The organism is Allobosea sp. (genome assembly GCF_017308075.1).
Taxonomy (GTDB): domain Bacteria; phylum Pseudomonadota; class Alphaproteobacteria; order Rhizobiales; family Beijerinckiaceae; genus Allobosea.
In genome coordinates this window covers 89,906-116,115 of the sequence record NZ_JAFKFX010000035.1, presented here as the reverse complement: position 1 = coordinate 116,115, position 26,210 = coordinate 89,906, and the positions used below count along the sequence as shown (strand labels likewise).

Genomic DNA, 26,210 nt, shown 5'->3' with positions numbered 1-26,210 from the left:
GCGGCATTTTTGGGGCGACGTTGCGTCGCGTTCAATTGTGCTTGATCGGTGCCGGGCTATCGCCGGCAGTCGCAGCGGCGCACCCCGGCCCTCCGGCCGGGGGGATTTGCGGATCGGACGGCAGCGCGCGGCCTCAGAGCTTGTAGCGGATCTGGTCGGTCCAGAAGCGCTCGAGACGCAGCAGGGCGTTGTTCATGCGCTCGAAATCGTCGGTCGCGATGCCGCCGATCTGCTCGACCGTGCGAACGTGCTTGTCATAGACGCCCTTCACCAGGTTGTGCACCTCGTGGCCCTTCTCGGTCAGGCTGATGCGCACCGAACGCCGGTCGATCCGCGAACGGGCATGGTGCAGGAAGCCGAGCTCGACCAGCTTTTTGACGTTGTAGGACACGTTCGAGCCGAGATAGTAGCCGCGGGTCCGCAACTCGCTGGCGCTGAGCTCGGCATCGCCGATATTGTAGAGCAGCAGGGCCTGGACGCTGTTGACGTCGTCGCGGTTGCGACGCTCGAATTCGTCCTTGATGACATCGAGCAGACGCCGATGCAGGCGCTCCACCAAGGTGAGCGACTCAAGATAAAGCGGCTTCACCTTGAGTTGAACTTCCTCTGACACGGCCGGAGCCGCAGTCTTTACGTTGCTTTTCATGGTATATCCCGCCTGTTGTATACCGGCCAGGATTTGTCTCCCGGTCCGCTTCTGAGAGACACCATAGGGAGGGCGGATGAAAACGAGTTTAAATATCAGGATGAATCAGGGATTTACCCATTTGGGTGAATGCGAAATGAACCGCAAATCCCTTAAGCTAAAGCGTTTCTTACCATGGCCACTCGCATTCGAGCGGCCGCAGCGCGTTCAGTCCTCCTGGTTTTCGGCCGCCCAGGTCGCTACGAAATAGGCCAGCATCAGCATGACATAGCTGCCGATCAGCACCGGCGAGAGCGGCAGCCAGCGCGGGAAGAAGAAGCCGAGCAGGAGCTGGCTCATCGCCGCCAGCAGCCAGAGCACGCCGCCCCAGGTCGCGGTCAGCCAGAGGCCGACGGCGGCAACGAGATCGAACACCGCGAAATAGACGGTGATCGCCTGGAAGGTCAGCGGACGCGCTTCGAAGGGGGGGACGGCATCGGCGCCGAGACCGAGGATCACGGCCCATTGCAGCAGCCCCTTCGCCATCCAGGCGACGGAGAGCAGGCGCAGCAGCCAGACCAGCATCGTCCGCCAGCGCCTGCCGCCGGACTTGCCCTCACCGGCAGCGCCGCCGGACTGGCTGCGCAGGACATCGCTCTCGCGCGTCAGGCTCACGCCGGGCGGCCCAGAACGAGTTCAGTCGCCCCCAGCGGCGCGAAATGGGCCTCGACAGCCGCCGGATCGAGCGCCTCGATGCTGGCCGGCTGCCAGACCGGGGCCTGATCCTTGTCGATCACCACCGCCCGGACGCCCTCATAGAAATCCTGGCCATGGGCGATACGCGAGACGATTCGGAACTCCAGCGCCATGGCTCCGGCGAAATCGAGGGATGCACCGCGACGCATCTGCTCGAAGACGATGGCGACACTGGTCGGCGATTTCGCCCTGATGGTGGCGAGCGCCTTGGTGGCGAAGGCTTCGCCTGCGGCGGCGCCCGCCTCCAGACGCGCGAGGATGCCGGCCAGCGTCGGCGCGCCGAAAGCGGCGGCCATGGCCTGGCGCTCGGCGAAGAGCTTGCCGGGCGCGACCGGCTGCGCGAAGGCGGCGAGGATCTCGTCGACCGGCGCGGTTCCGGTCAGTGCCTCGGCGAGCTCGCCCATGCGGGCCGAGGCGGCGGCATGCGTCGCCAGACCTAAGGCCAGCGCATCGCCCTGGCCGACACGGTCACCGGTCAAGGCGAGGTAGACGCCGGCGGCATCCGGCAGGCGCGGCAGCGCGAAGGTCGCCCCGACATCCGGGAAGAAGCCGATGCCGACCTCGGGCATGGCGAAGAGATAGCGCTCGCCGGCGACGCGATGGCTGCCATGCAGCGAGATACCGACGCCGCCGCCCATGACGATGCCGTCGATCAGCGAGATATAGGGCTTGGGATAGGCCTTGATCCGCGCATTCAGGATGTATTCCTCGCGCCAGAAGGCGAGCATCTCGTCCTGCCGGCCGGCCTTGCCGAAATCGTGGAGGGCGCGAATGTCGCCGCCGGCGCAGAACGCCTTCTCGCCGGAGGCGGTCACGACGATGCGGGTCACCGCCGGGTCGTTCTCCCAGGCGTCGAGCGCGCGCGCAAGCTCGCGCACCATGCCATGGCTCAGCGCGTTGAGCGCCTTGGGACGGTTGAGCAGGACGAAACCCGCCGCACCGCGCCGCTCGCAGATGATCTCCTGGTCCTGCGTCATGTCCGAAATGCCATCCTGCTGTCGCTTCCGGTTCTGGAAGCCGTGGCCGGGCTTGTCAACGCGAGGCGGCAGACACCCCGCCCGGGCCTGGGCGCACGGCGCGACACGCCGGGCCGGCATGCGACGCCAGTACCTGTTTTGGAATGGTTCCGATGTGCTAAAGCAACGCTCAAGACTGCTGTCGGGCAGGTTGGAGGCGTTCATGGCATCTCGGGTTGTGCGGTCCTTTCCCGCCCCGCAAGCAAGACTGGTCGAGGCCCCGACCTCGACCTCCCTCGGCCTCACCCGCCGCATGCGCCGCAACCGCAAGGCCGACTGGTCGCGCCGCCTCGTGCGCGAGAACCTGCTGACGGTCGACGACCTGATCTGGCCGATCTTCCTGATGGATTCGCGCGAAGCGCGTTCCCCCGTCGCCTGGATGCCCGGCGTCGACCGGCTCAATATCGACGAGGCGGTGCGACAGGCGGCGGAGGCCGCGGCGCTCGGTATCCCGGCCATCGCGCCCTTTCCCTTCGTCGAGCGCGAATTGCGCGACCCGACCGGCTCGGAAGCACTGAACAGCCGCAATCTGATGTGCCGGGCGGTGAGGGCGATCAAGGCGGCGGTGCCGGAGATCGGCATCATCTGCGACGCCGCGCTCGACCCCTACACCTCGCATGGCCATGACGGCGTCATGGATGGTGAGAAGGTGCTGAACGACGCCAGCGTCCACATCCTGACGCAGCAGGCCCTCGCTTTGGCCGAGGCCGGCGCCGACGTCATCGCTCCCTCCGACATGATGGACGGGCGCGTCGCCGCGATTCGTGCCGAGCTCGACGGCGCCGGGCTCGAGGACGTCCAGATCATGGCCTATGCGGCGAAATACGCGTCGGCCTATTATGGCCCGTTCCGCGACGCGATCGGCACCAATGCCACGCTGATCGGCGACAAGCGCACCTATCAGATGGACCCGGCCAATTCCGACGAGGCGATCGCCGAGGTGGCGCTCGATCTCGAGGAAGGCGCCGACATGGTGATGATCAAGCCCGGCCTGCCCTATCTCGACGTCGTGGCGCGGGTGAAGGAGACCTTCGCGGTACCGACCTTCGCCTATCAGGTCTCCGGCGAATACGCGATGATCATGGCCGCCGCCAATAATGGCTGGCTCGACGGCGACAAGGCGATGCTGGAGAGCCTGCTCGCCTTCAAGCGCGCCGGCGCCGACGGGGTGCTGAGCTATTTCGCGCCGAAGGTCGCGCGGATGCTGAAGGAACGCGGCTGAACAAGAGCCGTCATTCTCGGGCGCAGCGAAGCGCAGATCCGAGAATCTCCTGAAAGAGATGCTCGGGTCGAGCCCGAGCATGGCGCTCTGCATGAGGCATGTTCCGCGCAGCCATGAAGCGCGTTAGCCTCAGCCTCGATGCGCGCGCTGCTCACGTCGATTCTGCTCTGCCTGGCGCTCGCCTCCTGCGGGCAGCGCTTCGACACCGACCAGCGGCGCGCCTGCCGCCTGGCGATCCCGGCACTGAACCCGAGCGACAGCACGATCGTGATCGAGGGCAGCGGCCAGGGTCCGCGCCCCGGCATTTTGCGCATCGTCTACCGGGTCGAGCGGCCCGACATGCAGCCGAGGCGACGCACCATCGACTGCATCTTCGCCGGCGAGGGCACGCCGCTGCCGCGCGGCGCGCTCGCCGGCCTCGCCTCGGACGGGCGGCCGATGACCGATGCGAGCTTCCTGCTGCTGCGGCGCTTCTACCTCGAGAACAAGGCCGATCCGCCGGTCGACCCCGAGGCGACGCCGATCGCGCAGCTGCCGCTGCTGCCGCCGGGGCTCGCCTATTTCCTGCAGCAGGCGCTATCCGCCCTGCCCGCCGCCGCGGTCTATGCCCTGCTCGCCAGCGCCTATGCGCTGATCTACGGGCTGAACGGCCGCATCATCCTGACCTTCGGCGAATTCTCGGCCCTGGGCGCCGCCGCCGCCGTGGTCGGCGTCGCCGTGGTCTTCTCGCTCGCGCCTTCGACCCCGGCCTCCGGCCTCGCCATCGCCTTCCTGGTCGCCATCGCGGTCAGCGCCATACACGGCTTCGCCATGGGTCGCTTCGTGCTGCGCCATCTCGACAAGGCCAATGGCCAGCAGGTGCTGATCGCGACGATCGGCCTCGCCATCGCGCTATCCGAGTATCTGCGTCTCGCACAAGGTGTCGAACTGCGCTGGCTGCCACCGGTGTTCAACGAGCCGCTGCCGCTGGCCCGGGCCGAGAACTTCATCGTCACGACCACGCCGGTCGGGCTCGCCATGACGACCGGTGGATTAGCTGCGGCGCTGGGACTGATCCATTACCTGCGCCGCTCCGCCTATGGCCGGGCCTGGCGGGCCGTGGCGGACGATGCCCGCACCGCCACCCTGTTCGGCATCGATGCGCGCGCCGTGCACGACCGGGCCATCGTTATCGCTTGTGCCGCCTGTGGCGCGGCCGGCGTGATCGTCACGGTGATCTATGGCGGCATGGGTTTTTCCGGCGGCTTCACACTCGGCCTCAAGGCGCTGGTCGCGGCCGTGCTCGGCGGCATCGGCTCGGTTCCGGGCGCCTGCCTCGGCGGGCTCGCCATCGCCGCCTTCGAGATGGCGTGGTCGACGGCGATGCCGCTCGAACAGCGCGACATCGCCGTCTATAGCTTGCTCGCCGTGACGCTGATCCTGCGTCCCGGCGGCTTCTTCGGCGATGGCGCGCTGTCGCCGCGCCAGGTCTGAAAAGCGCTCCGGGGGGAAAACGTGGCAGAGACCGCATTCGCCGTCAGCTTCGCCGATGTCGAGGCCGCAGCGCACACCATAGAGGGCCATGTGCTGAGGACACCGCTGATGCCGGCGCCGCGCCTCTCGGCCCTCACCGGAGCCGAGGTCCTGGTCAAGCACGAAAACATGCAGGCCACCGCCTCGTTCAAGGAACGCGGCGCGGTCAACAAGCTGCTCAGCCTCTGCGACGAGGAGAAGCGCCGCGGCGTCATCGCGATGTCGGCCGGCAATCACGCCCAGGCGGTCGCCTATCATGCCAGGCGCTTCGGCATTCCGGCGACGATCGTGATGCCGGAGCCGACGCCGCTGGTGAAGGTCGAGAACACCCGCGCCCATGGCGCCGAGGTCGTGCTCTTCGGCGAAACATTGTTCGAGGCCGCCGAGCAGGCCCGCAAACTGGCGCAGGAGAAAGGGCTGGTCTTCGTCCACCCCTATGACGATGCCGCGGTGATGGCCGGCCAGGGCACGGTCGCGCTCGAAATGCTGCGCGAGGCACCGGATCTCGACGTCCTGCTCATCCCGATCGGCGGTGGCGGGCTGATGGCCGGCAATGCTGTCGCTGCCAAGGCGCTGAAGCCCGGCATCGAATTGATCGGCGTCGAGGCGGCGCTCTACCCCTCCTTCCACAACGCGCTGCACGCAGCCGAGCTGCCGATCGGCGGCGCGACTCTGGCCGAGGGCATCGCCGTCAAGACGGTCGGCGTGCAGACCCTGCCGATCGTCAGGGCGCTGGTCTCAGACATCGTGCTGGTCGGCGAAGACCTGATCGAGCGCGCCGTCAACGCCTATGCCTGCCTGCAGCATACGCTCGCCGAGGGCGCCGGCGCGGCCGGGCTCGCCGCCATGCTGCAGCAACCCGAGCGCTATCGCGGCCGCAAGGTCGGGCTCGTTCTCACCGGCGGCAATATCGACACGCGGCTGCTGGCGGCCATCATGGTCCGCGAACTCGAGCGCGAGCAGCGCATCGCCGCCTTCCGCCTGACGGCGAGCGACCGGCCGGGCCTGCTCGGCAAGGTCGCGAGCCTGCTCGGCACGCTCGGCGCCAACATCCTCGAGGTCAGCCATGGCCGGCTCTTCCTCGACGTGCCGGCGAAGGGCGTGACGCTCGACGTCACCGTCGAAACCCGTGACGAGCACCATACCGCGGCGATCGAGCAGGCGCTGTGCCGGGAAGGTTTTGCGCCGCGGCGAATCTATCCGCGCGGCCAAGAGACCGATCGCTCCGGTCAGTGACACTTCGGGAGCGTGAATCGGTCTCCTTCTCAACGAACCAGTGCGTGATCCTGGGCGAAAGCCGCTTGCACTTTTCGGCATCGCGGGCTTGCGGAACCGGGAGGCTGATCAAACATTGTCGGAGCGGGCGCCAATTCCGATCAGCAGCCTGCCCGCACGGACAAGGAAGTCGACCACCAAATGAGCCAGCCCTCTTCCTATCGCCAGCCCCTCCCGCTGGAGGAGCGCCCGGTACAGGATACGCGCGGCGTGCTCGGCTCGCGGCTGTTCGCCTGGATCGGCGACGTCGTCATCCTGTTCTTCCTGACCTGGATCGTCCTCGTCCTGCTCGGCATCCTCGGCATCGTCACCTTCGGGCTGACCTGGCTCCTGATGGGCGGGGCGACCATCGGCGTCGCGCTCGGCTACGCCGCCATCACGATCGGCGGCCGCAAGCAGGCGACGTTCGGCATGCGCATGGCCGGCCTTCGGGTCGAAACCGCCTCCGGCGGACGCCCGGATGCGCTGGCAGCCGCGGTGCACGCGCTGTTCTTCTATGTCGCGGCCGGCACGGTCGCGCTCTGGTTCCTCGACATCCTCTGCGGCCTGGCCCGTTCCGACCGGCGCCTCGGTCACGATCTGCTGACCGGCCTGGTCGTGGTGCGCGCCTGAACCGCGCGGCGCTTGTTGCCGGCGTCGTGGGTGCTACACTCGCAGCACGCGATTGACGGAGCCCTTCGAACGTGACGCGCCCCCTGCGGGATGCTCCGCAATTCTATCTGACCTCGCCGACGCCCTGCCCCTATCTGCCGGGCCGCGAGGAACGCAAGGTGTTCACCCACCTTGTCGGCGGACGTGCGCGCGATCTCAACGACGTGCTCTCGCAGGGCGGCTTCCGGCGCTCGCAGAGCATCGCCTACCGCCCGGCCTGCGAGACCTGCCGGGCCTGCATCTCGGTCAGGATCGTCGTCGACGATTTCCGGCCGTCGCGCAGCTTCCGCAAGGTGCTGTCCCGCAACAGCGACCTGATCGGCGAGGCGCTGCCGCCGCAGCCGCGCTCGGAGCATTACTCGCTGTTCCGCACCTATCTCGACGTGCGCCATCCCGAAGGCGGCATGGCGACGATGTCGGCGCTCGATTTCGCCATGATGATCGAGGACACCCATGTCGAGACCAGCCTGGTCGAATATCGCCGGCGCGGGCCCGATAGCGGCTTCACCGGGCGCGGCCAGGGCGATCTCTTCGCGCTGGCGCTGACTGACCGGCTCAGCGACGGGCTCTCCATGGTCTATTCGGTCTATGATCCCGATCTCGAGCTGCGCTCGCTCGGCACCTTCATGGTGCTCGACCATGTCGAGCGCGCCCGCAAGCTCGGCCTGCCTTATGTCTATCTCGGCTATTGGGTCGATGGCTCACCGAAAATGGCCTATAAGGCGCGCTTCCTGCCGCAGGAGCGGCTGATGCCGCAGGGCTGGGAACGCGTCGGCTGATCGCCGAGCGGCACCGACGCCGGAAAGGCGGGAGCCATGTCTAGCGCCGGCCCGTGAGTATCTAAATCGTTTGAGATGCACGACCGGGCTGCAGAACGAGCACTTGCCCAGGCGGGCGGCAACGGGCGATAGCTAACCGCGAGGGCCGCCGCCCTCTCAGGCGGCCCGTATTGGAGGAAATATGGTCGACCAGCTGACCGAGCGCCTAGAGCGCTGCTACACCGGCGTAATTCACGACATTCTTCGCGAAATGGGGCTGAAGGACTTCGTCCTGCCGTCCGAACTGCGCCCGCTTCTGCCCGGAACCAAGCTGGCGGGTCCGGCCTTTACGCTCGAGGGCAAGACCGGCGAGTTCGACGCGCATGAGACGCTGCTCGCCTGGACCGGCCTGCTCTCGCGCGCCAAGCCCGGCCATGTCTGGGTCTGCCAGCCCAACACCGAGGGCTGCGCGCTGATGGGCGAGCTCTCGGCCGAGACCCTGAAGAACAAGGGCGTGCGCGGCTGCGTCATCGACGGCCTGGCCCGCGACACCGAGTTCATGATCGACATGGGCTATCAGGTCTACTTCAAGGCCTATACGCCGCGCGACATCGTCGGCTTCTGGCAGCCCAAGGCGGTCGAAGAGCCGATCAAGATCGGCGATGTCTGGATCCGTCCGGGCGACTTCATCCTGGGCGACCGCGACGGCGTGGTCCGTATCCCCGCCGAGATCATCGAGGAAGTGCTGACCAAGTCCGAGACCGCGATCACGGCCGAGAACAAGGTCCGTACCGCAATCCTCGCCGGAACCGACCCCCAGCAGGCCTATCTGCAGTTCGGCAAGTTCTGATGAGCCACGACCCGCGCCTGATCCTGCTCGATCCCCGCGACAACGTCTTCGTCGCGCGCACCCGCCTGCCAGCCGGCGAGGCGATCGAGACCGGTGCGGGCGCGGCGACGCTCGACCGCGATGTGCCCCTGGCACACAAGGTCGCACGCCGGGCGATCGCGCCCGGCGATAAGATCCTGAAATACGGCGCGCCGATCGGCGTCGCGACGGTCGCCATCGCCGCCGGCAGCCATGTCCATGTCCAGAACATGCGCAGCGACTACACGCCGACCTATCATCTCGAAGACGAGCGCAAGGCAGGAGCGACCCAATGAGCGAGCTCAGGGGTTATCTGCGCAGTGACGGCCGCAAGGGCATCCGCAACGTCGTCGCGGTGGCCTATCTCGTCGAATGCGCCCATCACGTCGCGCGCGAGATCGCCCTGCCCTGGCGCGAGAACGAGGTCCACGCGATCGGCTTCCCCGGCTGCTACCCGAACCCTTACGCCGAGCGGATGATGGAGCAGCTTTGCACCCATCCCAATGTCGGGGCGGTGCTGCTGATCTCGCTCGGCTGCGAGAGCTTCAACAAATACGCGCTGGAGCGCGCCGTCCGCGCGACCGGCCGCCCGGTGAAGACGATCGTCATCCAGGGCACGGGCGGAACGCGCGCCTCGATCAAGGAGGGGCGCGCCTGGGTCGAGGAGCAGCGCAGCCTGCTCGACGAGACCGAGACCGTTCCGATGGCGGTGAACGAACTGGTGATCGGCACGGTCTGTGGCGGCTCCGACGGCACCTCCGGCATCACCGGCAACCCGGCGGCCGGCCGCGCCTTCGACCAGCTCATCGCCGAGGGCGCCGCCTGCATCTTCGAGGAGACCGGCGAGCTGATAGGTTGCGAGCACATCATGGCGGCGCGCGCGATCACGCCCGAGCTCGGCGCCGAGCTGGAGAAATCCGTCGCCAAGGCGGCGCGCTATTATGCGACGCTAGGTTATGGCTCATTCGCCGCCGGCAATGCCGAGGGCGGGCTCTCGACCATCGAGGAGAAGTCGATGGGCGCCTATGCCAAATCGGGGGCATCGCCGATCTCCGGCCTGATCAAGCCGGGCGACATCCCACCCAAGGGCGGGCTCTATCTTCTCGACGTGGTACCGGATGGCGAGGTCCGCTTCGGCTTCCCCAACATCAACGACAATGCCGAGATTGCCGAGCTGATCGCCTGCGGCGCGCATTGCGTGCTTTTCGTCACCGGCCGTGGCTCGGTCGTCGGCTCAGCGATCTCGCCGGTGGTGAAGATCTGCGCCAACCCCGAGACCTATCGCCGGATGAGCGACGACATGGACGTCGATGCCGGCCGCATCCTTGAAGGGCGGGCGAGCCTCGACGAGGTCGGCACCGAAATCCGCGACCTCGTCGTCTCGCTGGCGCAGGGCGCACGGACCAAATCCGAAGAGCTCGGCCATCAGGAGTTCATCCTGACCTATAAGAGCTTCGAGCCTCTCGGCCCGGCCTGTCTGCCGGCCGCCTGAAGCGCCTCAGCCGCCGCTCGCAGGAGCCGACCAGTTGGTGGTCCAGGTCTCCGTCAGCGAGCGCAGCGACGTCCGCAGGAAGAGGCGCAGATCGGTGCTTTCGTCGGGGCGCAGCGCCACATCGACGATGGCCCGGAAGCCTTTTGCCGCGAAATTAGGAGCCAGGATCGTGCTGGTGACGGCCCCGGCCGATACCGAGGCGACGGCTGTGACGCGCTTGGGATCGCTCAGGTAGAATTCGAGGTCGCCGGCGTTGAAATCGACGATGAAGCGCTTGCGGACCAGCCCCGCAGCGGTATCCGGCACATCGTCGGCCGCAAAACTGCTCTGGACCTGCCCCATGGCGTGCAAGGTCTCTGTCGTCGAGACGCTCGTCATCCGGTAGTTCAGCTCGGTCTGGCGCCCCGGTTCGAGCGGCGTCTTCGGAGTCCAGCAGCAGACGATGTTGTCGAACTCCTCGCCCTGGGTCGGGATCTCGATCAGATCGACGCGCCCCTCGCCCCATTCGCCGACCGGTTCGATCCAGTAGCCCGGCCTCGCATGGTAATGCGCCTCGAGGTCCTGATAGTGGCCGAACTCCCGATCGCGCTGGATCAGGCCGAAGCCGCGTGGGTTCTTGTCCTGGAAGGAGGAAATGGTCAGCGCCTTCGGGTTGCGCAGCGGTCGCCAGATCCATTCGCCGACGCCGGTATGGAGCATCAGCCCGTCGGAATCGTGGATCTCGGGGCGGAAATCAGTGCGCTGCTCGCGGTCGCCCTCGGCGGCCACGAACATCGAGGTCAGCGGCGCGATGCCGATGCGCTGGATCGGCTTGCGCGGAATGATCGTCGCCGTCACCGCGACACTGGTCTGGGGTCCGGGCGTGACCACGAAACGGAAGGCGCCGCTGACCGAGGGAGAATCGACCAGCCCATAGATCACCAGATCGAGGCTTTCCGGCGTTGGCCGCTCCAGCCAGAGCGAACGGAAGAATGGAAACTCCTCATCCGCCTCGCCGCCGACATCGAGAGCGAGCGCCCGCGCCGACAGGCCGTAGCGATGGCCACGCCCGAGAAAACGGAAATAGCTGGCGCCGAGGAAGGAGATCACCTCGTCCTGCAGCTTCAGGTCGTTCAGCGTCGCCGTGACCGAAAAGCCGGCAAAGCCCAGCGAGACCGGCAGCTTCTGCGGTACCGCCGCCTTGCCGAACTCGAACAGCGCCATGTTGTACGGAAGCGGAATTGCATTGCCGTTCGAGACGACGTGAATCTGGACCGGCCGGTCGTGAAGGAAGCCGAGATGGAACAGTTGCAGACGGAAATCCGTTCCGTCCTGCTGCCAGAGCGCCTTGTCGCGGCGAAACCTGATCTCGCGATAGCTGTCATAGGTCAGCGCCTTCAGCGCGTCAGGGATATCGGGCTGCGTATCGTCGAAGGGGCGCTCGGCGAGGATACGTGCTTGATTGACGACCTCGGCGTAGCTGAAGCTGCCTTGGCGCGGCGTCCCCGGCAACGGAGCATCCGGCGCGGCTCCGCCCGGCGGATTCGCCGCGTTCTGGGCCATGGCCGGCCCGGTGAGCGCCGCGGTCGAGGCCAGAAGGGCGAGAACCGAACGGCGCGAAGGCGGGATGACGGCCGCCTGCCGACGAGGCTCCTGGGAGATGACGGGACGACGCTGAGTGTCTTGGGAAGAGAAGTTCACACAAGGCTCCGGGCAAGTATCGCTCTGCCGCCACATGCCGTGACCGGTGCCTCGAAAACATGGCACTCGGAAGGAAGTTCCGGGGCAGCCCGGCAGAGACGTCCTGCGGAGCGGCCGGAAATGGCTGACCGCGCCCTGTGCCCGCACTCTCAAGCTTGCCGAACCGCCCAAATTGGGCCTTCGGCTTAAGACTAAATCAAAGAGACATGAGGCAGATTGCGGTCTTCGCTCGCAGCGTCGCGCGCTCACAATGGCCGGACCTACCCATGTTGCAGTCGCTCTCCCGCATGCCGGCGGACATGTCCTCGGACTCGCGGCGCCAGCTTCTCAATGCCGTGACCGACCTGTTTCTGCTCGACGGCGAACCCAGCGACATCTCCAAGGAGCATTACGGCGACATCGCGCTGCGCACCCTGCCGCATCTCGACAGCGAGGACCGCAAGCAATACGCTGATAGCGTCGCGGCGACGCCGAGCCTGCCGCACCAGGTCGCGGTTTCGCTGGCCGAGGACGCCGATTCCGAAGTGGCGAAGCTCGTGCTGAAGCTGTCTCCGGTCCTCACCGACACCGACCTCGCGGCCATCGCGGTGAGCCAGACCCAGGCGCATCTCAATGCAATAGCCGAACGCGCGCGCCTGTCGGAAAGCGTCACCGACATCCTGGTCGAGCGCGGTGACAATGCCGTGCTGCGTACCGTCAGCGGCAATGAAGGCGCGCAATTCTCCGAGCACGGCTTTGACCGGCTTCTCGAACGAGGCGGCGACGATGTCGCGGTCGGCGAGGCGCTGGTCCGTCGCAGCGACCTCTCGCCGCAACGCGTCCAGCGCGTGCTGCGCATCGTCGAGCAGGTCGCCGAGCAGGGCGAGCGCAGCCAGGATTCGGCCGCGCTCGCCAGGCAGGCGCGGCAACAGCGGCTCGAGGTCAAGCTTTTGCTGGCCGATCTGCGAACCAAGGTCCGCACGCTCGCCGAAGTGGTGACCATGCTGGCCGACGAAGACCGGGCCTTCCATCTCGCCCAGGTGCTGGGCGCGGCCGCGGAGATCAGCAACGAACAGGCATTGCGGGTGCTGTTGCAGCGCGACGTCAGCGGCATCGCCGTGCTGGCCCGCGCGCTCGACCTCGACCAGGAAACCTTCCGGGCAGTCCTCAGCCTGCGCGGTCGGCGGCTCTACTTCGCGGCCAAGACGCTCGAGGATGATCTGCGCGACTATACGAGGCTCGACAGCGCAACCGCCGACCGAACCATGCGCTTCCTGCGGCTGAAGACCAAAGTCGCCTGAGCCGGCCCGAGCCGACGCCACAAAAGCGCGACAATCGCGCCCTCATCTGCTAAATCATGAGCATGAGCGCGCCCGCATTCCTGGCACGAGCGAGAGGTCTTGCCCTTCTCGCCGGACTTGCGAGCCTGACCTGCGCCGGAACATCGGCCCAGGCTCAGGCCTTCCTGCCCTTCACGGGGTTCGCGACCCTGCCGAGTTTCGCCTGGTCGCAGCCCACCCTGGCGCCGGGCGGGGTCAAGTGGGAAGGCTCCTACGCCCGCATCTCGAGCGGCTTCCAGGTCACCAGCTCGAAGCATTACGGCACCTCGGCGGGGCCGACCATCGGCCTCGAAGGCGGCAAGATGTGGCGCGACGGCGACTTCGTCTACGGCATCGTCGGGGCGCTGGAATATGCGCCGGGCTTCGGCGGCTACAGCAATCCCGGATTCGGCCAGGCGAGCTTCACCCGCGACATCGCCGGCGCCTTCCAGATTAAGGCCGGCGTGCTCGCGACGCCGGACGTGCTGCTCTACACCAAGCTCGGCATGGCAGCCGCCAACGAGATCTATCGCTACGGCGCGACGCCGTTCTCTGCGCCATTCTCGCGTTCCGACATCGCTGTCAGGCCGGAGGTCAGCGCCGGTGTCGAATGGGCGGTCACCGACAAGATCACGCTCGGGCTCGAAGTCGGCATGGTCGGCCCTGCGATCCGCTGAGAGATTGAATCAAGCCGCTGGCGGATTGATTCCGGAATTCGGCGCAAGTCTCTGAAACAACGTAACTTTTTGACGAGGCGAGGCCCCGTACATCCCAGGGTGCTTCAAATGCTGGCCGGTGCCTCTGCCTGCGAGAGAGGCTCGGGTCTGCGCCCGAGGACGACGCTTCGACTACCCCCCGAACTTGTTGCTCTTCGGGAAGCCCTTCGGCGGCAAGCGACCAGCCTCCGCCCGGTGACCGAGCCATTCCAGCAGCTCGGCCTGTGCCACCGTCCAGGTGCGTGCCGAGGTGTCGAGCCAGGTCAGCCCGTCGGCCAAAGCGAAGACCTTGGCGTCGGAGAGCCCGCCATCCTTGTAGCGCTGCAGCTTGACGCCCTTGCCCCGGCTCATCTCCGCGACCTCCGAAATCGGGAAGCAGAGCAGCTTGCGGTTCTGGCCGATGATCGCGACATGGTCGCCCTCGACCGGCACGGCGAGCATCGCCTCGACCGGCGCATCGACGTTCAGCACCTGCTTGCCCTTGCGGGTATTGGCGACGATGTCGTCGCTGGAGACCACGAAGCCGCGTCCCTCGGTCGTCGCCATCAGCAGCTTGAGCCCTGGGCGATAGGGGAAGGCGGCGACGATCTCGGCGCTCTCCTCCAGCTCGATCATCAGGCGGATAGGATCGCCGAAGCCGCGCCCGCCGGGCAGCTTCGAGGCCTCCAGGGTGAAGATCTTGCCGTTGGTCGCCATCACCAGGATCTTCGCCGTGGTCTCGGTGAAGAAGGCGATGCGCAAGCCATCATCGCCCTTGAAGGACAGGCCCGACAGATCCTGGACATGGCCCTTCAGCGCCCGGATCCAGCCCTTTTTCGAGATCACCACCGTCACCGGCTCGCGTTCGACCATGGCCTGCGTCAGGTCGATCTCGGTCGTCTCGGGCATGTCGGCGAAGCTGGTGCGGCGCTTGCCGATCGCGGTCTCGGGACCGAACAGCTTCTTCACCTCGCGGATGTCCCAGGAGATGGTCTTCCACTGCGTCGCCTCGGAGGCGAGCAGCCCCTCGATCTGGCCCTTCTCGGCGGTCAGCTCGTCGAGTTCGGTCTTGAGCTGCATCTCCTCGAGCTTGCGCAGGGCGCGCAGCCGGGTGTCGAGGATTGCGTTGGCCTGGATCTCGCTGAGCTCGAAGACGCGCATCAGCTCGATCTTCGGCTCGTCCTCCTCCCGGATGATTTTGATCACCCGGTCGAGGTCGAGATAGACGATCAGCAGGCCGCGCAGGATCTCGAGCCGCTTCTCGATCTGGCCGAGACGAAAGCGCGAGCGGCGTAGCAGCACGTCGCGGCGATGGTCGAGCCAGGCGCGCAGCGCCTCGGCGAGACCGAGCACGCGCGGCACCAGCCCGCCGGTCAGCACGTTCATGTTCATCGGAATGCGCGCTTCGAGCTCGGAGAGCCGGAACAGCGATTCCATCATCAGGGCGGCGTCGACATTGCGGGCCCGCGGCTCGATGACGATGCGGATGTCCTCGGCCGACTCGTCACGCAGATCGGCGACCAGAGGCAGCTTCCGCTCGTTCAGGAGCTCGGCGATCTTCTCGATCAACCTGCCCTTCGAGACCATATAGGGGATCTCGGTGACGACGACCTGCCAGGCGCCGCGCTCGAGCTCCTCCTTCACCCAGCGGGCGCGGGTGCGGAAGGCGCCGCGCCCGGTGCTGTAGGTCTCGATCATCGAGGCCCGGCTCTCGACGATGATGCCGCCGGTCGGGAAATCCGGTCCCGGCACGAAGGTCATCAGTTGCTCGGAGCTCGTCTCCGGGTGCTGGATCAGATAGAGCGCCGCGTCACAGAGCTCGGCGGCGTTGTGCGGCGGGATCGAGGTCGCCATGCCGACCGCGATGCCCTGCGAACCGTTGGCCAGCAGGTTCGGGAAGGCGGCCGGCAGCACGACCGGCTCCTCGTCCTCGCCATTATAGGTCTCGCGGAAATCGACCGCGTCCTCGTCGATACCGTCGAGCAGCAGGCGCGCGACCTCGGTCATGCGCGCTTCGGTGTAGCGGTAGGCGGCGGCGTTATCGCCGTCGATATTGCCGAAATTGCCCTGTCCGTCGACGAGCGGGTAGCGTTGGGCGAAATCCTGGGCGAGGCGCACCAGCGCGTCGTAGACCGACTGGTCGCCATGCGGGTGGAACTTACCGATGACGTCGCCGACGATGCGGGCGCATTTCTTGTGGACCTGGCCGGGATCGAGCCGGAGCAGACGCATGGCGTGCAGGATGCGGCGATGGACCGGCTTCAGCCCGTCGCGCGCATCCGGCAGAGCGCGATGCATGATGGTGGAGAGCGCATAGGCGAGATAGCGCTCCTCGAGCGCGGTCTTCAGATCGACGCGCTCGGACTCCTCCTCCGGCGGCGGCTCGACAGGCTTACCCATGGTACACTCAACCTCGACTTTGCGGCCGCGTCCGGCCGCGAATCACTTCCCATGAAAATGCAGGCCCGCGCTGGCAACTGCAAAGTTTACCGATGCGCCTGCCGTGAAAATCAGTGGATTTTCGTAGCCAGCTCCAGCAACCGAGCTCGTTCGGGCGGTTCGGCGAGCCCGCGCGGCTCGTAAAGGTATCGCCGCAGGAAATGCCCGGTCAGCGCAAAGCCGGCGGCGATCTCGGCCGGCAGCGGCTGGTTCGCGCCCTGCCCTTCGCTGAGGAAGCGCGGGAGGGCCAGCAGGCGGTCGAGATAGGGCTCCGCCGCCTTGCGGCTCACCGCCTTTCCCGATTTCGGCGAGACATGGCTGAGCTCCTCGCGCACACCCGTCACGGCGCAGCGGTTGAGCTCGAGCCCAAAGCCGAGTTCGCCCAGCATGGCGAGTTCGAAGCGCACGATCAGCGCCGGCGCGAGGCGGACCTCGTCGAGATGCTCGATCAGCACGCCGAGCCCTTCGTGCAAGGCGGGATGCGGATCACGTTCCGGCAGGAGCCGCAGCAAAGCGGCGATGCTGGCGAGCCCGTAGAGGGCGACCGGTTGCGCCATCAGGCGGGCGGCGTGGGAGCTCAGGAGCTCGACCTTGTACTCGCCGAGATGCTCGTCGAGCCGCGCCCGCCAGGTCAGTGAAACCGCGTTCCCCGGCTGGAGAACGGGCTGCTGCCGGCTCGAGCGGCCACCGCGGACGAGACCGAGATGGCGACCATGGAGACGCGTCATCACCTCCAGGATCACGGCGCTCTCGCCATGCCGGCGGACGCCGATGATCGTGCCCTCGTCGCTCCATTCCATGGAGCAGAGTTATGGCGAAGGTTCCTGGCATTTCCAGTGCCTATGCACACAACGTTGTCAGCAGAAGCGCGGGATCCCCTCTCCTGGAAGGAGAGGGGTAGGGGTGAGGTGTTCGGGAGGGATATCGCGAGCCTGACCGCGGCGGCGCGGCCAGCGCTCGCGGCACTGGTCCGACGGCCTACACCTCACCCTGCCCTCTCCTTTCAGGAGAGGGTTCCCCGCGGTTCCTCGCCCAACGACTACGCCACGTACTGCGCGATCCCACCGCCGAACGACCAGTCCTCGCGCTTGACCTCGACCAGGCTGATGAAGATATCGTCCGGCCTCAACCCCGGCTCGCGCTGGAGGTTCGCGGCGATCGCGGCATAGAGCGCCTTCTTCTGGGTGACGCCGCGGGTGTTGGCGACGGTGATCTGGACGATCACCAGCCGGTCCGAGCGCTGAAAACCGAAATAGTTGGCATCGAAGACGAATTCCTCGGCCTCATGCTGGTGGACCACTGCGAACAGGTCGTTCTCAGGGACTTCGAAGGTGGCACGCAGGGCGCGATAGATTCCGTCGACGATGGCGGCGGGATGCGAGGCCGGATGGCCCCGGCGCATCGAAATTCGGATCAGGGGCATTGCAAACTCCGTCGGCAAGCGGGCGAGCCCGCGAACACCCCCAAGCTAGGCTTGTCCCATAAATCTGAAAATCGTATCATTACTGATATCAATGATATCTATTGATGATCATATGACCACCACGCTCGATCTCGACGCCGTCAGCGCCTTCTTGCGCACAGCCGAACTCAGCAGCTTCACCCGCGCGGCCGAAGCGCTCGGCACGGCGCAGTCGCTGGTCAGCACCAGGATCAAGCGGCTCGAGGCGAGCCTCGGCCAGACCTTGCTGCAGCGCCATCCCCGGCTGGTCCGGCTCACTCCGGACGGCGAGCGCTTCCTGCCGGCCGCACGCGAACTGATGGCGGCGCATGAGCGAGCCCTTCAGGCCTTCCGGCAGCCCGCCGAACGCATCACGATCGGGATCAGCGAACAGGCGGTCGGCGCCGACTGCCCGACCCTGCTGGCGCGGCTGGCACGGCAGGATCCGACCCTCGTCATCGGGTTGCGGATCGAGCCTTCCGCAGCGCTGGAGGCGGCCTATGAGCGCGGCGAACTCGATGTCGCGGTCATACTGCGTCTCGGCCAGGGACGGACGGGCGAAGTGCTGCGCCGCGACGTTTTCGGCTGGTTCGCAGCCCCTGCCCTGCCACGGCCCGACGGGCCGCTGCCACTGGTCAATCTCGTCGCCGAATGCCGCCTGCGGCTGCATGCCGTCGCAGCGCTGGAACGCGCCGGCCGGCCCTGGCGCGAATCCTTCATCGGCGGCGGCATGGCGGCGGTGCTCGCGGCTGTGGAAGGTGGGCTCGGCGTCTCGCCGCTCGCGGCACGGATCGCGCCACGCGGGTCGGTCGATGTCGGCGCCGCGTGGGGCCTGCCCGTTCTCGGTGCCTCCGAGGTGGTGCTACGCAGCAATGTCGTGACGCCGCGCGCCAACGCCTTCGTCAGAGAACTCGCGGCGGCGTTCCGGGCGGGGTGAACAAAACCGTATCTCGAACCATCATGCGCGCCCTCGTGGCGAGCATCCACGCCTTGAACACCGCCTTGCCCGAGGGAAGACGTGGATGGTCGGGACAAGCCCGACCATGACGGAAGCGCCTACGCCACCACCCGCTCGACCCGGCTGATCACCCGCTTCTCGCGCAGCTCGCTGACGATCGCGGAAAGATGCTTCAGATCCCAGACGGTCAGATCGATGGTTACGTCGGTGAAATCCGGCGTCGGACGGACCATCTGAACCGCATCAATATTGCCGTCATGCTCGGCGATCGTCGTGGTGATCTGGGCGAGCGAGCCCGGCTCGTTGATCGAGTTGAGCTGGATGCGCGCCGGGAAGCGCTGCGGGCGCTTGTCGTCGAGGTCCCAGCGCACGTCGAGCCAGCGTTCCGGCTCGTTGTCGAAGGCGGCGAGCGAGGGCGACTGGATCGGATAGATCGTCACCGCCTCGCCCGGCGTCAGGATGCCGACGATGCGGTCGCCCGGCACGGCGCCGCCGCCCGGCGCGAAGCGCACCGGCAGGTCGCCGCCGAGGCCGCGGATCGGGATCGCATCGGCGCCGGGGCTCTCTTCCGGCAGTTTGAACTTCAGGTTCTCGCCGCCCTGGCGCAATTCGAACCAGCCCTTGCCGGCCGCACCGCCCTTGCTCTTGGCATCGAGCGCGAGGCGCTTTTCGGGCTCCAGATCCGGATAGACCGCCTTCACCACATCGCCGGAGAACATCTCGCCGCGGCCGACGGCCGCGAAGACATCGTCGACGGTACTGCGCGCAAGGCGCTTCAGCGCCGCCTTGAGCTTCTCGTCGGAAAACGCACGTTCGGCGCGCTGGAAGGCGCGTTCGAGGATCTGGCGGCCAAGCCCGGCATATTGCCGGCGCACGGCGGCGCGGGTGGCACGGCGAATGGCGGCGCGGGCCTTGCCGGTGACGGCCAGCGATTCCCAGGCGGCCGGCGGCGCCTGCCCCTCGGCACGGGTGATCTCGACCTCATCGCCGTTCTGCAATTCGGTCAGGAGCGGCGCGATCCGGCCGTTGATCCTGGCCCCGACCGCGGTGTTGCCGACATCGGTATGGACGGCATAGGCGAAGTCGATCGGCGTCGCGCCGCGCGGCAGCGCGATCAGCCGGCCCTTCGGCGTGAAGCAGAAGACCTGGTCGTGGAAGAGTTCGAGCTTGGTGTGCTCGAGGAACTCCTCGGGGTTGTCGCCCTCGGCCAGGAGATCGACGGTGCGGCGCAGCCATTGATAGGCGCGGCTCTCATCCGCCTCGCCGATCGCGCCGGCGGTACGCCCGTCCTTGTAGCGGGCATGGGCGGCGATGCCGTATTCGGCGACGCGGTCCATCTTGTCGGTGCGGATCTGCAGTTCGACGCGCTGGCGGCCGGGACCGACCACGGTGGTGTGCAGCGAACGGTAGTCGTTCTGCTTCGGCGTCGAGATGTAGTCCTTGTAGCGACCGGGAACCATCGGCCAGGTCATGTGCACGATGCCGAGGACGCGATAGCAGTCCTCGGGCTTCTCGACGATGACGCGGAAACCGAAAATGTCGGAAAGCTGCTCGAAGGAGACGGATTTGCGCTCCATCTTCTTCCAGATCGAATAGGGGCGCTTGCGCCGGCCATAGACCTGCGCCTCGATGCCGCGCTCGGCGAGCTTGGTCTTGAGATCATTCTCGATCTCGCTGATGACGCGGCCCTCGCGCTGGGTCACCTCCTCCAGCCGCTTCGTGATGGTCTCGTGGGCTTCCGGCTTGATGTGGCGGAAGGCGAGCTCCTCGAGCTCCTCGCGCAATTCCTGCATGCCCATACGGCCGGCGAGCGGCGCATAGATCTCGACCGTCTCCTCGGCGATGCGCAGGCGCTTCTCGGGCGCCATGTAGTGCAGGGTGCGCATATTGTGCAGACGGTCGGCGAGCTTCACCAGGAGCACGCGGATATCGTCGACGATGGCGAGCAGCAGCTTGCGGAAGTTCTCGCCCTGCGCCGCCTTCTTGGAGACGAGATCGAGCTTCTTGATCTTGGTCAGCCCGTCGACAAGGCGGCGGATGTCGGGACCGAAGAGGTTCTCGATCTCCTCCAGCGTCGCCTCGGTGTCCTCGACGGTGTCGTGCAGGACGGCCGCGACGATGGTGGCGTCGTCGAGCTTGAGATCGGTGAGCAGCGCCGCGACTTCCAGCGGATGGGCGAAAAAGGGATCGCCCGAGGCGCGCTTCTGCGTGCCATGCGCACGCATCGCATAGACATAGGCGCGGTTGAGGAGCTCCTCGTCCGTATTGGGATTGTAGCGCTTGACCCGGTCGACAAGCTCGTATTGCCGCATCATGCCCATGCGGGCCCCGCTCCGCCGATCGCCGTCATAGAATTCATCCAATATCTGCGTAGGCCTGCCGGGCGGCAAGGCGGCATGCCGCGCATCGGGCATGAAAAAGCCCGGCAAGGCCGGGCTTTAGCAATCATCGTCAACAATTGTTCACACTGCCCGGCCTTGGCCGAGGCGCATGCGCTCAGTCCTCGTCGTCGGCGCTCTCGGTCGGCGGCACGAGCCCGTCGAGGCCGCGCAGCAGGTCCTCTTCGCTCATCCGGTCGAACTGGACTTCCGAATCGGGCGTGGCGACATGCGACTGCGAGGTCAGCAGCGGCACCGGGTCGGCCTCGGGCTCGTCGACCTCGACATGCTTCTGCAGCGAATGGATCAGATCTTCCTTGAGATCCTCGGGGGTCAGCTTCTCTTCGGCGATCTCACGCAGGGCAACGACGGGGTTCTTGTCGTTGTCGCGCGGCACCAGGATCGAGGAGCCGGAGGCGATCATGCGGGCGCGATGGCTCGCGAGCAGAACGAGCTCGAAGCGATTCTCGACCTTGTCGATGCAATCCTCAACGGTAACGCGAGCCATCCCGCGGGCTCCTTCCAGATGTCGTCGATGCGATGGAAACGATGAAGGGCGCTCTTACAGGCAGAATGCCACAGATGCAAGGTTTTACGCCGCCCTGCCCGGGCCGCCGGCAGGCACCCATGCCCGTCACGGCACCGCGACCGACTTGAGCCACTGCCGGGCGGCCTGGACGTCGGCCCTCGCCGCGCCTTCCTCGGTGGCGAGCAGATGATAGGAATGTCCCTCGACGACCGGCCCGAACGGGTGGACGAGGACGCCGCGGGACAGCTCGTCCTCGACCAGGACCAGGCTGGCGATCGCCACACCCTGGCCGGCGATCGCCGCCTGGATCGCGTGGTTCTCGTCAGTGAAGCGCAGGCCGGCTTCGGCGTTCATCCCCGTGATCCCGGCCGCGGCCAGCCACCGCGCCCAATCCGGCTGCCAGTCCCGGCGCTGCCACTCCGAATGAATAAGTGTGACAGCCTGCAGGTCGGCCGGCCCCTGGATGCCGAGCGCGGGGCTGCAGACGATCCCGAAACGTTCCTGGCACAAGGGTTCCGAAACGAGGTCTGCGAACGGGCCTGGGCCGTAGCGCACCGCCAGATCGGCCGTATCGCGCGACAGATCGACGGTCGCATCCGAGGCATGCAGCCTCAGCGTGATCTGCGGCCACTGCGCCTGGAAGGCGTTCAGAGCCGGAATGAGGCGGCGGGCCGTGAAGAGCGTCGTCGCGGTCACGGTCACCGCCCTGACCTCGCTCTGCGGAGCGAGATCGGTGATGGCGCGCGCGAAATCGTCGAAGCCATCCCTGAGCACCGGATAGAGCCGCTCGCCGGCCTGGGTCAGCGAGACGCGCCGGACATGCCGATGAAACAGCGAAAGGCCGAGCGTGGCTTCCAGCAAGCGAAGCTGATGACTGACCGCGGTCGGCGACACCGCCAGCTCCTGGGCGGCCTTCTGAAAGCTCAGATGCCGAGCCGCCGCCTCGAAGGCGCGCAGCGCACCGAGCGGCGGGAGTTTCCGGATCGCGGTCATGGCTGAATTGAAATCATCTATTGGCTGAGAAATTCGCTTTTGTCTGCAGTTTCTTAGAGAGATATCTGAGGAGAAGCGAGAGTTTCGCATGAGAAATTCGACTTCATGGAGCCCCCTCATGACACCGCTTCACATCCTGCAGATCGATGCCAGCGCCCGCCCCGGGCGGTCTGGAACTGATCCTCGCGGGTCGCATACCCGCCGACTGACCGATCGCTTCGTCGATCGCTGGCGAGCTGCGCGACCGCAGGACAGCCTGACCTATCGCGATGTCGGGCAGCAGCCGCCCTCGCCCGTCAGCGGCGACTGGATCGCCGCCGCCTTCACCCGGCCCGAACGCCGAGACGACCCGGCGCAGGCGCTGCTCGCCGAGAGCGACCTGCTGGCGAGCGAGCTTCTCCGGGCCGACCTGATCGTGATCGGTGCGCCCATGTACAATTTCGGCCTTCCGGCGCAGCTCAAGGCCTGGGTGGACAATGTCGTGCGGGTCGGCGTCACCTTCGGCTTCGACCGCAGCCGGCAAGGCGAGCCGTACTGGCCGATGCTGCCCGCCGGCAAGCGGCTGGTCATCCTCTCCTCGCGCGGCGATCACGGCTACGGTGCCGGCGGGCGCCTGGAGGCCATCAATCTCGTCGAACGCAGCCTGACCGTGCCGATGGGCTATATCGGCCTCACCGAAACGCATGCGATCGCCATCGAATACGACGAGTTCGCGGACGAACGTCTGCGCGCATCGATTGCCGCTGCCGAGACCGCCATCGACGGGCTGGTCACCAAGCTCGTGCACCAGGCCGCTGCGCCGGCGGATCGGGCGCTGGAAACGGCCTGACGCATTGGCGGCGGCGCACATGCCGCCAGCGAGCGGCGGCGCCCCCCGATCTGCGGCGATCAGAGCCCGCGCATGCGGGCGACGAGCTCCTCGAGGCCGGGCTCCGGCCGGCCTGCGGTTCCCGGCCCGTGACCGGCCATGGCCGGAAGCTCCTCCGGTCGCTGGTCGAGGAAACGCATGCGCATCGTCGTCGCGACCGCCTCGCCGAAGGCGATCGCCTCGCGATTGCCGATCGAAGGCAGGAAGGCGAGCGTGCTGGCCGAGGCGTCGGCAATCGCCGCGCGGATGATCTGCTGGTCGGCGTCATTGGCGAGGCGCATGGCGAAGACCGTCGAGCATTGCGACAGGATCGTCGGATCGAGCTCGCCCGGGCGCTGCGTGACGATGCCGAGATAGGCGCCATATTTGCGACCTTCCCGCGCGATGCGGGCGATGGCGTGGCGCGTCGGCGCGAACCCCAGGCTCGGATCGTGCGGCACGTAGCGATGCGCCTCCTCGCAGAGCAGCAGGATCTCGTATCCGCCCCGGCTCGAGATTGCGAGATCGAAGGCCAGCCGCGCCAGGCTCGAGGCCACCGCATTCACCACCTCGGAAGGCAGGCCGGCGAGCTGGAAAACCGTGACCCGCCGGCCCTGATGCGGCACGCGGAAGATCTGGCCGATCACCGGCGCGATCGTCTCGATGCTGTTGGCATGGGCGAAGAGAAAACCATAGCGCGGATCGGCATGCAACGTCTCCAGACGCACGCGCAGCGAGCGTAGCGCAGTACGCGGATAGCGCTGCTCGTGCAGGCCGATCAGTTCGTCGATCGCGGCGAAGAGATCGACCATGCGATAGGGCACGGCGAGACCCGCCGCTCCGCCCATTTCCGCCGGGCGGCGCGCGCCGAGATCGAGCGGCCGCTTCAGCACGCTGCTGCCGAGGTCGCGCGCCATGTCGTGGGCAGCGCCGCTGCGGTAACGGCTGCGCGCGACGGCGATCACCTCGCGTAGGATCTCGGCCTCCTCCTCGACCAGCGGGCGGCCGCGGAAGACGATGTCGGCGAACTCGTCGAAACGAAAGGTCCAGAACGGCAGATCGAGCGTCTGGGCGTCGATGCGGACCGAATTCTCGGGAAAGGCGTGGGCGTATTCGTTGTGCGGATCGAGGATCAGCACGCGCAGATTCGGCTTTGCCGCCACAGCCTTGCGCAGCAGCAGGGCGACCGCGCTCGACTTGCCGACACCGGTGGTGCCAAGCACCGCGAAATGGCGCGAGAGCAGGCGCTCGACGCTGACCGTCGCGGGAATCGCGCCGTCCTGCGACAAGGTTCCGATCTCTGCGCCTTCCTGGCCCCCGAGATCGTGGACGGCGGCAAGGTCGCGCGAACGAATACGGTGCGCCAGCGCGCCCAGCGGCGGATAGGTCGAGATTCCGCTCTGGAAACGGCAGCTCCCATCCGGCCGGTCGACGACCTCGCCCAGAAGCTCGACCTCGATGCCGATCGCATTCGCGCCGCTCTCCTCCCAGCCCGGATTCATCACCCGCATCTGATAGACCATGCCGACGATGCGGCTCTCGCCGAGATTGATCGAGATCAGGCGGCCGACGGCCCAGATATTGTTCGGACCGAGGGCCGGCCCGAAGACGGTGGCAGCGATGGTCGCGCGCGCGCCGGAGCACGAAACCACCCGGCCCAGCGACCGATCGGGCGACTGGCTGGCGTCGCGCCGATCCGGCGAAACGTCCGCTTCGAAATGTTTTCGGTCCGAGACGGAGTACTGCATTGCCGCAGAATAGCGCGCAGGCCTTAACAACAGATCGCTCCCCGTACAGGCGACCGGCGCGAAAATTCACCGATGGCGCCGCGACCGATCAATAACGCTGAAGAGGCCGATCAACTCCGTTGCCTTGAGCCGGAGCCGGCCAGGGCGTAGAGGCTGGAGCAGGATCTGGGGAGCCTGACGATGCCGAAGAACCGCCTGCGCCTTGGTGTGAATGTCGACCACGTCGCCACCGTACGCAACGCCCGCGGCGGAGCCGTGCCCGATCCGGTCCGGGCCGCCCATCTTGCCATCGCCGCCGGCGCCGACGGCATCACCGCCCATCTGCGCGAAGACAGGCGCCATATCCGCGACGCCGACATGGCGCGGCTCGCACGCGAACTCTCCAAGCCGCTCAATTTCGAGATGGCGGCGACCGAGGAGATGATCGGCCTCGCCGAGCAGTTGAAGCCGCATGCCGCATGCCTCGTGCCGGAGAAGCGCGAGGAGCGCACCACCGAGGGCGGGCTCGACGTCGTAGGCCAGGCGGCAGCTCTCGCCCCCGCAATCGCGCGCCTGGCGGCCGCCGGCTGCCGTGTCTCGCTGTTCATCGAGCCGGACGAGGCACCGATCGCGATGGCGGCGAAGCTCGGCGCCCCGGTGGTCGAGCTCCACACCGGCACCTGGTGCCACGCCGTCGCCGATGGTCATGCCGACAAGGCCGAGGCCGAATTCCAGCGCCTCGCCAGAGGCGCCGTCTTCGCCGCCTCGCTCGGCCTCGAGGTCCATGCCGGCCACGGGCTCGACTACGACACCGCGCGCAAGCTCGCGGCCGTGCCCGCCTTCGTCGAATTCAACATCGGTCATTTCCTGATCGGCGAGGCGATCTTCGTCGGCCTGGCAACCGCGCTGGCCACGATGCGCCGGGCGATGGACGAGGGCCGCGCCGCCGGATGATCGTCATGCGGGCGCAAGCGAAGCAATCCAGAGAAACGCCCTGGCTTGCTTCGTCGCTGCGCTCCTCGCAGTGACGGTGGAGTTCCCAGCGAAGTC

General features: G+C 66.9%; 24 protein-coding genes. 13 read left to right on the top strand and 11 right to left on the bottom strand.

Annotation, left to right across the window (positions count from 1 at the left end; translation table 11 throughout):
* Window positions 1-133: 133 nt before the first annotated feature.
* The 3 genes from ldtR to J0J10_RS17825 form a co-directional block, all read right to left on the bottom strand.
* Complete coding sequence (ldtR, locus tag J0J10_RS17835) at window positions 134-646, bottom strand: transcriptional regulator LdtR (RefSeq protein ID WP_066474464.1); 513 nt, start codon at window positions 644-646, stop codon at window positions 134-136.
* Between the two features lie 207 nt (window positions 647-853).
* Entirely contained in the window at window positions 854-1,300 is a 447-nt protein-coding gene (locus J0J10_RS17830; RefSeq protein ID WP_291647884.1) for a DUF6163 family protein, read from the bottom strand.
* Entirely contained in the window at window positions 1,297-2,358 is a 1,062-nt protein-coding gene (locus tag J0J10_RS17825; protein ID WP_291647882.1) for an enoyl-CoA hydratase/isomerase family protein, read from the bottom strand. Before J0J10_RS17825 ends, J0J10_RS17830 begins: the two co-directional genes overlap by 4 nt.
* Before the next feature lie 202 nt (window positions 2,359-2,560).
* Between J0J10_RS17825 and hemB the strand changes: the two genes are divergently transcribed.
* The 8 genes from hemB to J0J10_RS17785 all read left to right on the top strand — a co-directional run bounded on the left by hemB (window position 2,561) and on the right by J0J10_RS17785 (window position 10,175).
* Window positions 2,561-3,619, top strand: coding sequence for a porphobilinogen synthase (hemB, locus tag J0J10_RS17820; RefSeq protein WP_465247219.1), 1,059 nt, complete (start codon window positions 2,561-2,563; stop codon window positions 3,617-3,619).
* A gap of 138 nt (window positions 3,620-3,757) precedes the next feature.
* Entirely contained in the window at window positions 3,758-5,092 is a 1,335-nt protein-coding gene (locus tag J0J10_RS17815; RefSeq protein WP_291647880.1) for a branched-chain amino acid ABC transporter permease, read from the top strand.
* Between the two features lie 21 nt (window positions 5,093-5,113).
* Window positions 5,114-6,367: a threonine ammonia-lyase gene (locus J0J10_RS17810; RefSeq protein WP_291647878.1), complete on the top strand. Its 1,254-nt coding sequence runs from the start codon at window positions 5,114-5,116 to the stop codon at window positions 6,365-6,367.
* 180 nt (window positions 6,368-6,547) lie between these two features.
* The gene (locus J0J10_RS17805; RefSeq protein WP_291647876.1) at window positions 6,548-7,018 is read left to right on the top strand and encodes an RDD family protein; all 471 of its coding nucleotides are present in this window, start codon (window positions 6,548-6,550) and stop codon (window positions 7,016-7,018) included.
* Between the two features lie 71 nt (window positions 7,019-7,089).
* Window positions 7,090-7,836 carry an arginyltransferase gene (locus tag J0J10_RS17800; protein WP_291640134.1) on the top strand — a complete coding sequence of 249 codons (747 nt, stop codon included), beginning with the start codon at window positions 7,090-7,092 and terminating at the stop codon, window positions 7,834-7,836.
* 181 nt (window positions 7,837-8,017) lie between these two features.
* Window positions 8,018-8,665 carry an RraA family protein gene (locus J0J10_RS17795; protein WP_291640135.1) on the top strand — a complete coding sequence of 216 codons (648 nt, stop codon included), beginning with the start codon at window positions 8,018-8,020 and terminating at the stop codon, window positions 8,663-8,665.
* Entirely contained in the window at window positions 8,665-8,979 is a 315-nt protein-coding gene (locus tag J0J10_RS17790) for a UxaA family hydrolase (RefSeq protein ID WP_291647874.1), read from the top strand. Before J0J10_RS17795 ends, J0J10_RS17790 begins: the two co-directional genes overlap by 1 nt.
* Window positions 8,976-10,175 (top strand): UxaA family hydrolase, encoded by a 1,200-nt coding sequence (locus tag J0J10_RS17785; RefSeq protein ID WP_291647872.1) that lies wholly within the window; start codon window positions 8,976-8,978, stop codon window positions 10,173-10,175. The genes J0J10_RS17790 and J0J10_RS17785 overlap by 4 nt, the downstream gene beginning before the upstream one ends.
* A gap of 6 nt (window positions 10,176-10,181) precedes the next feature.
* Here the strand turns inward: J0J10_RS17785 and J0J10_RS17780 are convergent, their stop codons facing one another.
* A complete protein-coding gene (locus tag J0J10_RS17780) occupies window positions 10,182-11,855 on the bottom strand; it encodes an OpgD/OpgG family glucan biosynthesis protein (protein WP_291647869.1) in 1,674 nt (557 codons plus the stop codon).
* 266 nt (window positions 11,856-12,121) lie between these two features.
* Between J0J10_RS17780 and J0J10_RS17775 the strand changes: the two genes are divergently transcribed.
* Both J0J10_RS17775 and J0J10_RS17770 read left to right on the top strand, forming a co-directional pair.
* Window positions 12,122-13,135, top strand: coding sequence for a DUF2336 domain-containing protein (locus tag J0J10_RS17775; protein ID WP_291647867.1), 1,014 nt, complete (start codon window positions 12,122-12,124; stop codon window positions 13,133-13,135).
* A 62-nt stretch (window positions 13,136-13,197) separates the two neighbouring features.
* On the top strand, window positions 13,198-13,830 hold the full coding sequence (locus tag J0J10_RS17770; protein ID WP_291647865.1) for an outer membrane protein: 633 nt from the start codon (window positions 13,198-13,200) through the stop codon (window positions 13,828-13,830).
* Window positions 13,831-14,001: 171 nt separating this feature from the next.
* Here J0J10_RS17770 and parC read toward each other — a convergent pair whose 3' ends face one another.
* The 3 genes from parC to J0J10_RS17755 form a co-directional block, all read right to left on the bottom strand.
* Window positions 14,002-16,248: a DNA topoisomerase IV subunit A gene (gene parC, locus J0J10_RS17765; RefSeq protein WP_291647863.1), complete on the bottom strand. Its 2,247-nt coding sequence runs from the start codon at window positions 16,246-16,248 to the stop codon at window positions 14,002-14,004.
* 110 nt (window positions 16,249-16,358) lie between these two features.
* On the bottom strand, window positions 16,359-17,087 hold the full coding sequence (gene recO, locus J0J10_RS17760) for a DNA repair protein RecO (RefSeq protein ID WP_291647861.1): 729 nt from the start codon (window positions 17,085-17,087) through the stop codon (window positions 16,359-16,361).
* 239 nt (window positions 17,088-17,326) lie between these two features.
* The gene (locus J0J10_RS17755; protein ID WP_291640152.1) at window positions 17,327-17,710 is read right to left on the bottom strand and encodes a tautomerase family protein; all 384 of its coding nucleotides are present in this window, start codon (window positions 17,708-17,710) and stop codon (window positions 17,327-17,329) included.
* 112 nt (window positions 17,711-17,822) lie between these two features.
* Here J0J10_RS17755 and J0J10_RS17750 point away from each other — a divergent pair, with 112 nt between their 5' ends.
* Window positions 17,823-18,665, top strand: coding sequence for a LysR family transcriptional regulator (locus J0J10_RS17750; RefSeq protein ID WP_291640154.1), 843 nt, complete (start codon window positions 17,823-17,825; stop codon window positions 18,663-18,665).
* 119 nt (window positions 18,666-18,784) lie between these two features.
* Here J0J10_RS17750 and J0J10_RS17745 read toward each other — a convergent pair whose 3' ends face one another.
* The 3 genes from J0J10_RS17745 to J0J10_RS17735 form a co-directional block, all read right to left on the bottom strand.
* Window positions 18,785-21,001, bottom strand: a complete 2,217-nt coding sequence (locus J0J10_RS17745) for a RelA/SpoT family protein (protein ID WP_291640172.1) — start codon at window positions 20,999-21,001, stop codon at window positions 18,785-18,787.
* A gap of 181 nt (window positions 21,002-21,182) precedes the next feature.
* Window positions 21,183-21,572, bottom strand: coding sequence for a DNA-directed RNA polymerase subunit omega (gene rpoZ / locus J0J10_RS17740; RefSeq protein ID WP_291640156.1), 390 nt, complete (start codon window positions 21,570-21,572; stop codon window positions 21,183-21,185).
* Between the two features lie 126 nt (window positions 21,573-21,698).
* Window positions 21,699-22,586 (bottom strand): LysR substrate-binding domain-containing protein, encoded by an 888-nt coding sequence (locus tag J0J10_RS17735; protein WP_291647859.1) that lies wholly within the window; start codon window positions 22,584-22,586, stop codon window positions 21,699-21,701.
* Between the two features lie 118 nt (window positions 22,587-22,704).
* Between J0J10_RS17735 and J0J10_RS17730 the strand changes: the two genes are divergently transcribed.
* A complete protein-coding gene (locus J0J10_RS17730; RefSeq protein ID WP_291647857.1) occupies window positions 22,705-23,415 on the top strand; it encodes an FMN-dependent NADH-azoreductase in 711 nt (236 codons plus the stop codon).
* A 59-nt stretch (window positions 23,416-23,474) separates the two neighbouring features.
* Here J0J10_RS17730 and J0J10_RS17725 read toward each other — a convergent pair whose 3' ends face one another.
* Window positions 23,475-25,211: an ATP-binding protein gene (locus J0J10_RS17725; protein WP_291647855.1), complete on the bottom strand. Its 1,737-nt coding sequence runs from the start codon at window positions 25,209-25,211 to the stop codon at window positions 23,475-23,477.
* Between the two features lie 150 nt (window positions 25,212-25,361).
* Between J0J10_RS17725 and J0J10_RS17720 the strand changes: the two genes are divergently transcribed.
* Window positions 25,362-26,114: a pyridoxine 5'-phosphate synthase gene (locus J0J10_RS17720; protein WP_291647853.1), complete on the top strand. Its 753-nt coding sequence runs from the start codon at window positions 25,362-25,364 to the stop codon at window positions 26,112-26,114.
* Window positions 26,115-26,210: the final 96 nt, after the last annotated feature.

What these genes read in the sequence shown, in the direction of transcription:
- ldtR (WP_066474464.1), bottom strand. Translation starts at nt 646, where the DNA reads ATGAAAAGCAACGTAAAGACTGCGGCTCCGGCCGTGTCAGAGGAAGTT.
- J0J10_RS17825 (WP_291647882.1), bottom strand. Translation starts at nt 2,358, where the DNA reads ATGACGCAGGACCAGGAGATCATCTGCGAGCGGCGCGGTGCGGCGGGT.
- hemB (WP_465247219.1), top strand. Translation starts at nt 2,561, where the DNA reads ATGGCATCTCGGGTTGTGCGGTCCTTTCCCGCCCCGCAAGCAAGACTG.
- J0J10_RS17815 (WP_291647880.1), top strand. Translation starts at nt 3,758, where the DNA reads ATGCGCGCGCTGCTCACGTCGATTCTGCTCTGCCTGGCGCTCGCCTCC.
- J0J10_RS17805 (WP_291647876.1), top strand. Translation starts at nt 6,548, where the DNA reads ATGAGCCAGCCCTCTTCCTATCGCCAGCCCCTCCCGCTGGAGGAGCGC.
- J0J10_RS17795 (WP_291640135.1), top strand. Translation starts at nt 8,018, where the DNA reads ATGGTCGACCAGCTGACCGAGCGCCTAGAGCGCTGCTACACCGGCGTA.
- J0J10_RS17790 (WP_291647874.1), top strand. Translation starts at nt 8,665, where the DNA reads ATGAGCCACGACCCGCGCCTGATCCTGCTCGATCCCCGCGACAACGTC.
- J0J10_RS17785 (WP_291647872.1), top strand. Translation starts at nt 8,976, where the DNA reads ATGAGCGAGCTCAGGGGTTATCTGCGCAGTGACGGCCGCAAGGGCATC.
- J0J10_RS17775 (WP_291647867.1), top strand. Translation starts at nt 12,122, where the DNA reads ATGTTGCAGTCGCTCTCCCGCATGCCGGCGGACATGTCCTCGGACTCG.
- J0J10_RS17770 (WP_291647865.1), top strand. Translation starts at nt 13,198, where the DNA reads ATGAGCGCGCCCGCATTCCTGGCACGAGCGAGAGGTCTTGCCCTTCTC.
- parC (WP_291647863.1), bottom strand. Translation starts at nt 16,248, where the DNA reads ATGGGTAAGCCTGTCGAGCCGCCGCCGGAGGAGGAGTCCGAGCGCGTC.
- recO (WP_291647861.1), bottom strand. Translation starts at nt 17,087, where the DNA reads ATGGAATGGAGCGACGAGGGCACGATCATCGGCGTCCGCCGGCATGGC.
- J0J10_RS17755 (WP_291640152.1), bottom strand. Translation starts at nt 17,710, where the DNA reads ATGCCCCTGATCCGAATTTCGATGCGCCGGGGCCATCCGGCCTCGCAT.
- J0J10_RS17750 (WP_291640154.1), top strand. Translation starts at nt 17,823, where the DNA reads ATGACCACCACGCTCGATCTCGACGCCGTCAGCGCCTTCTTGCGCACA.
- J0J10_RS17745 (WP_291640172.1), bottom strand. Translation starts at nt 21,001, where the DNA reads ATGATGCGGCAATACGAGCTTGTCGACCGGGTCAAGCGCTACAATCCC.
- rpoZ (WP_291640156.1), bottom strand. Translation starts at nt 21,572, where the DNA reads ATGGCTCGCGTTACCGTTGAGGATTGCATCGACAAGGTCGAGAATCGC.
- J0J10_RS17735 (WP_291647859.1), bottom strand. Translation starts at nt 22,586, where the DNA reads ATGACCGCGATCCGGAAACTCCCGCCGCTCGGTGCGCTGCGCGCCTTC.
- J0J10_RS17730 (WP_291647857.1), top strand. Translation starts at nt 22,705, where the DNA reads ATGACACCGCTTCACATCCTGCAGATCGATGCCAGCGCCCGCCCCGGG.
- J0J10_RS17720 (WP_291647853.1), top strand. Translation starts at nt 25,362, where the DNA reads ATGCCGAAGAACCGCCTGCGCCTTGGTGTGAATGTCGACCACGTCGCC.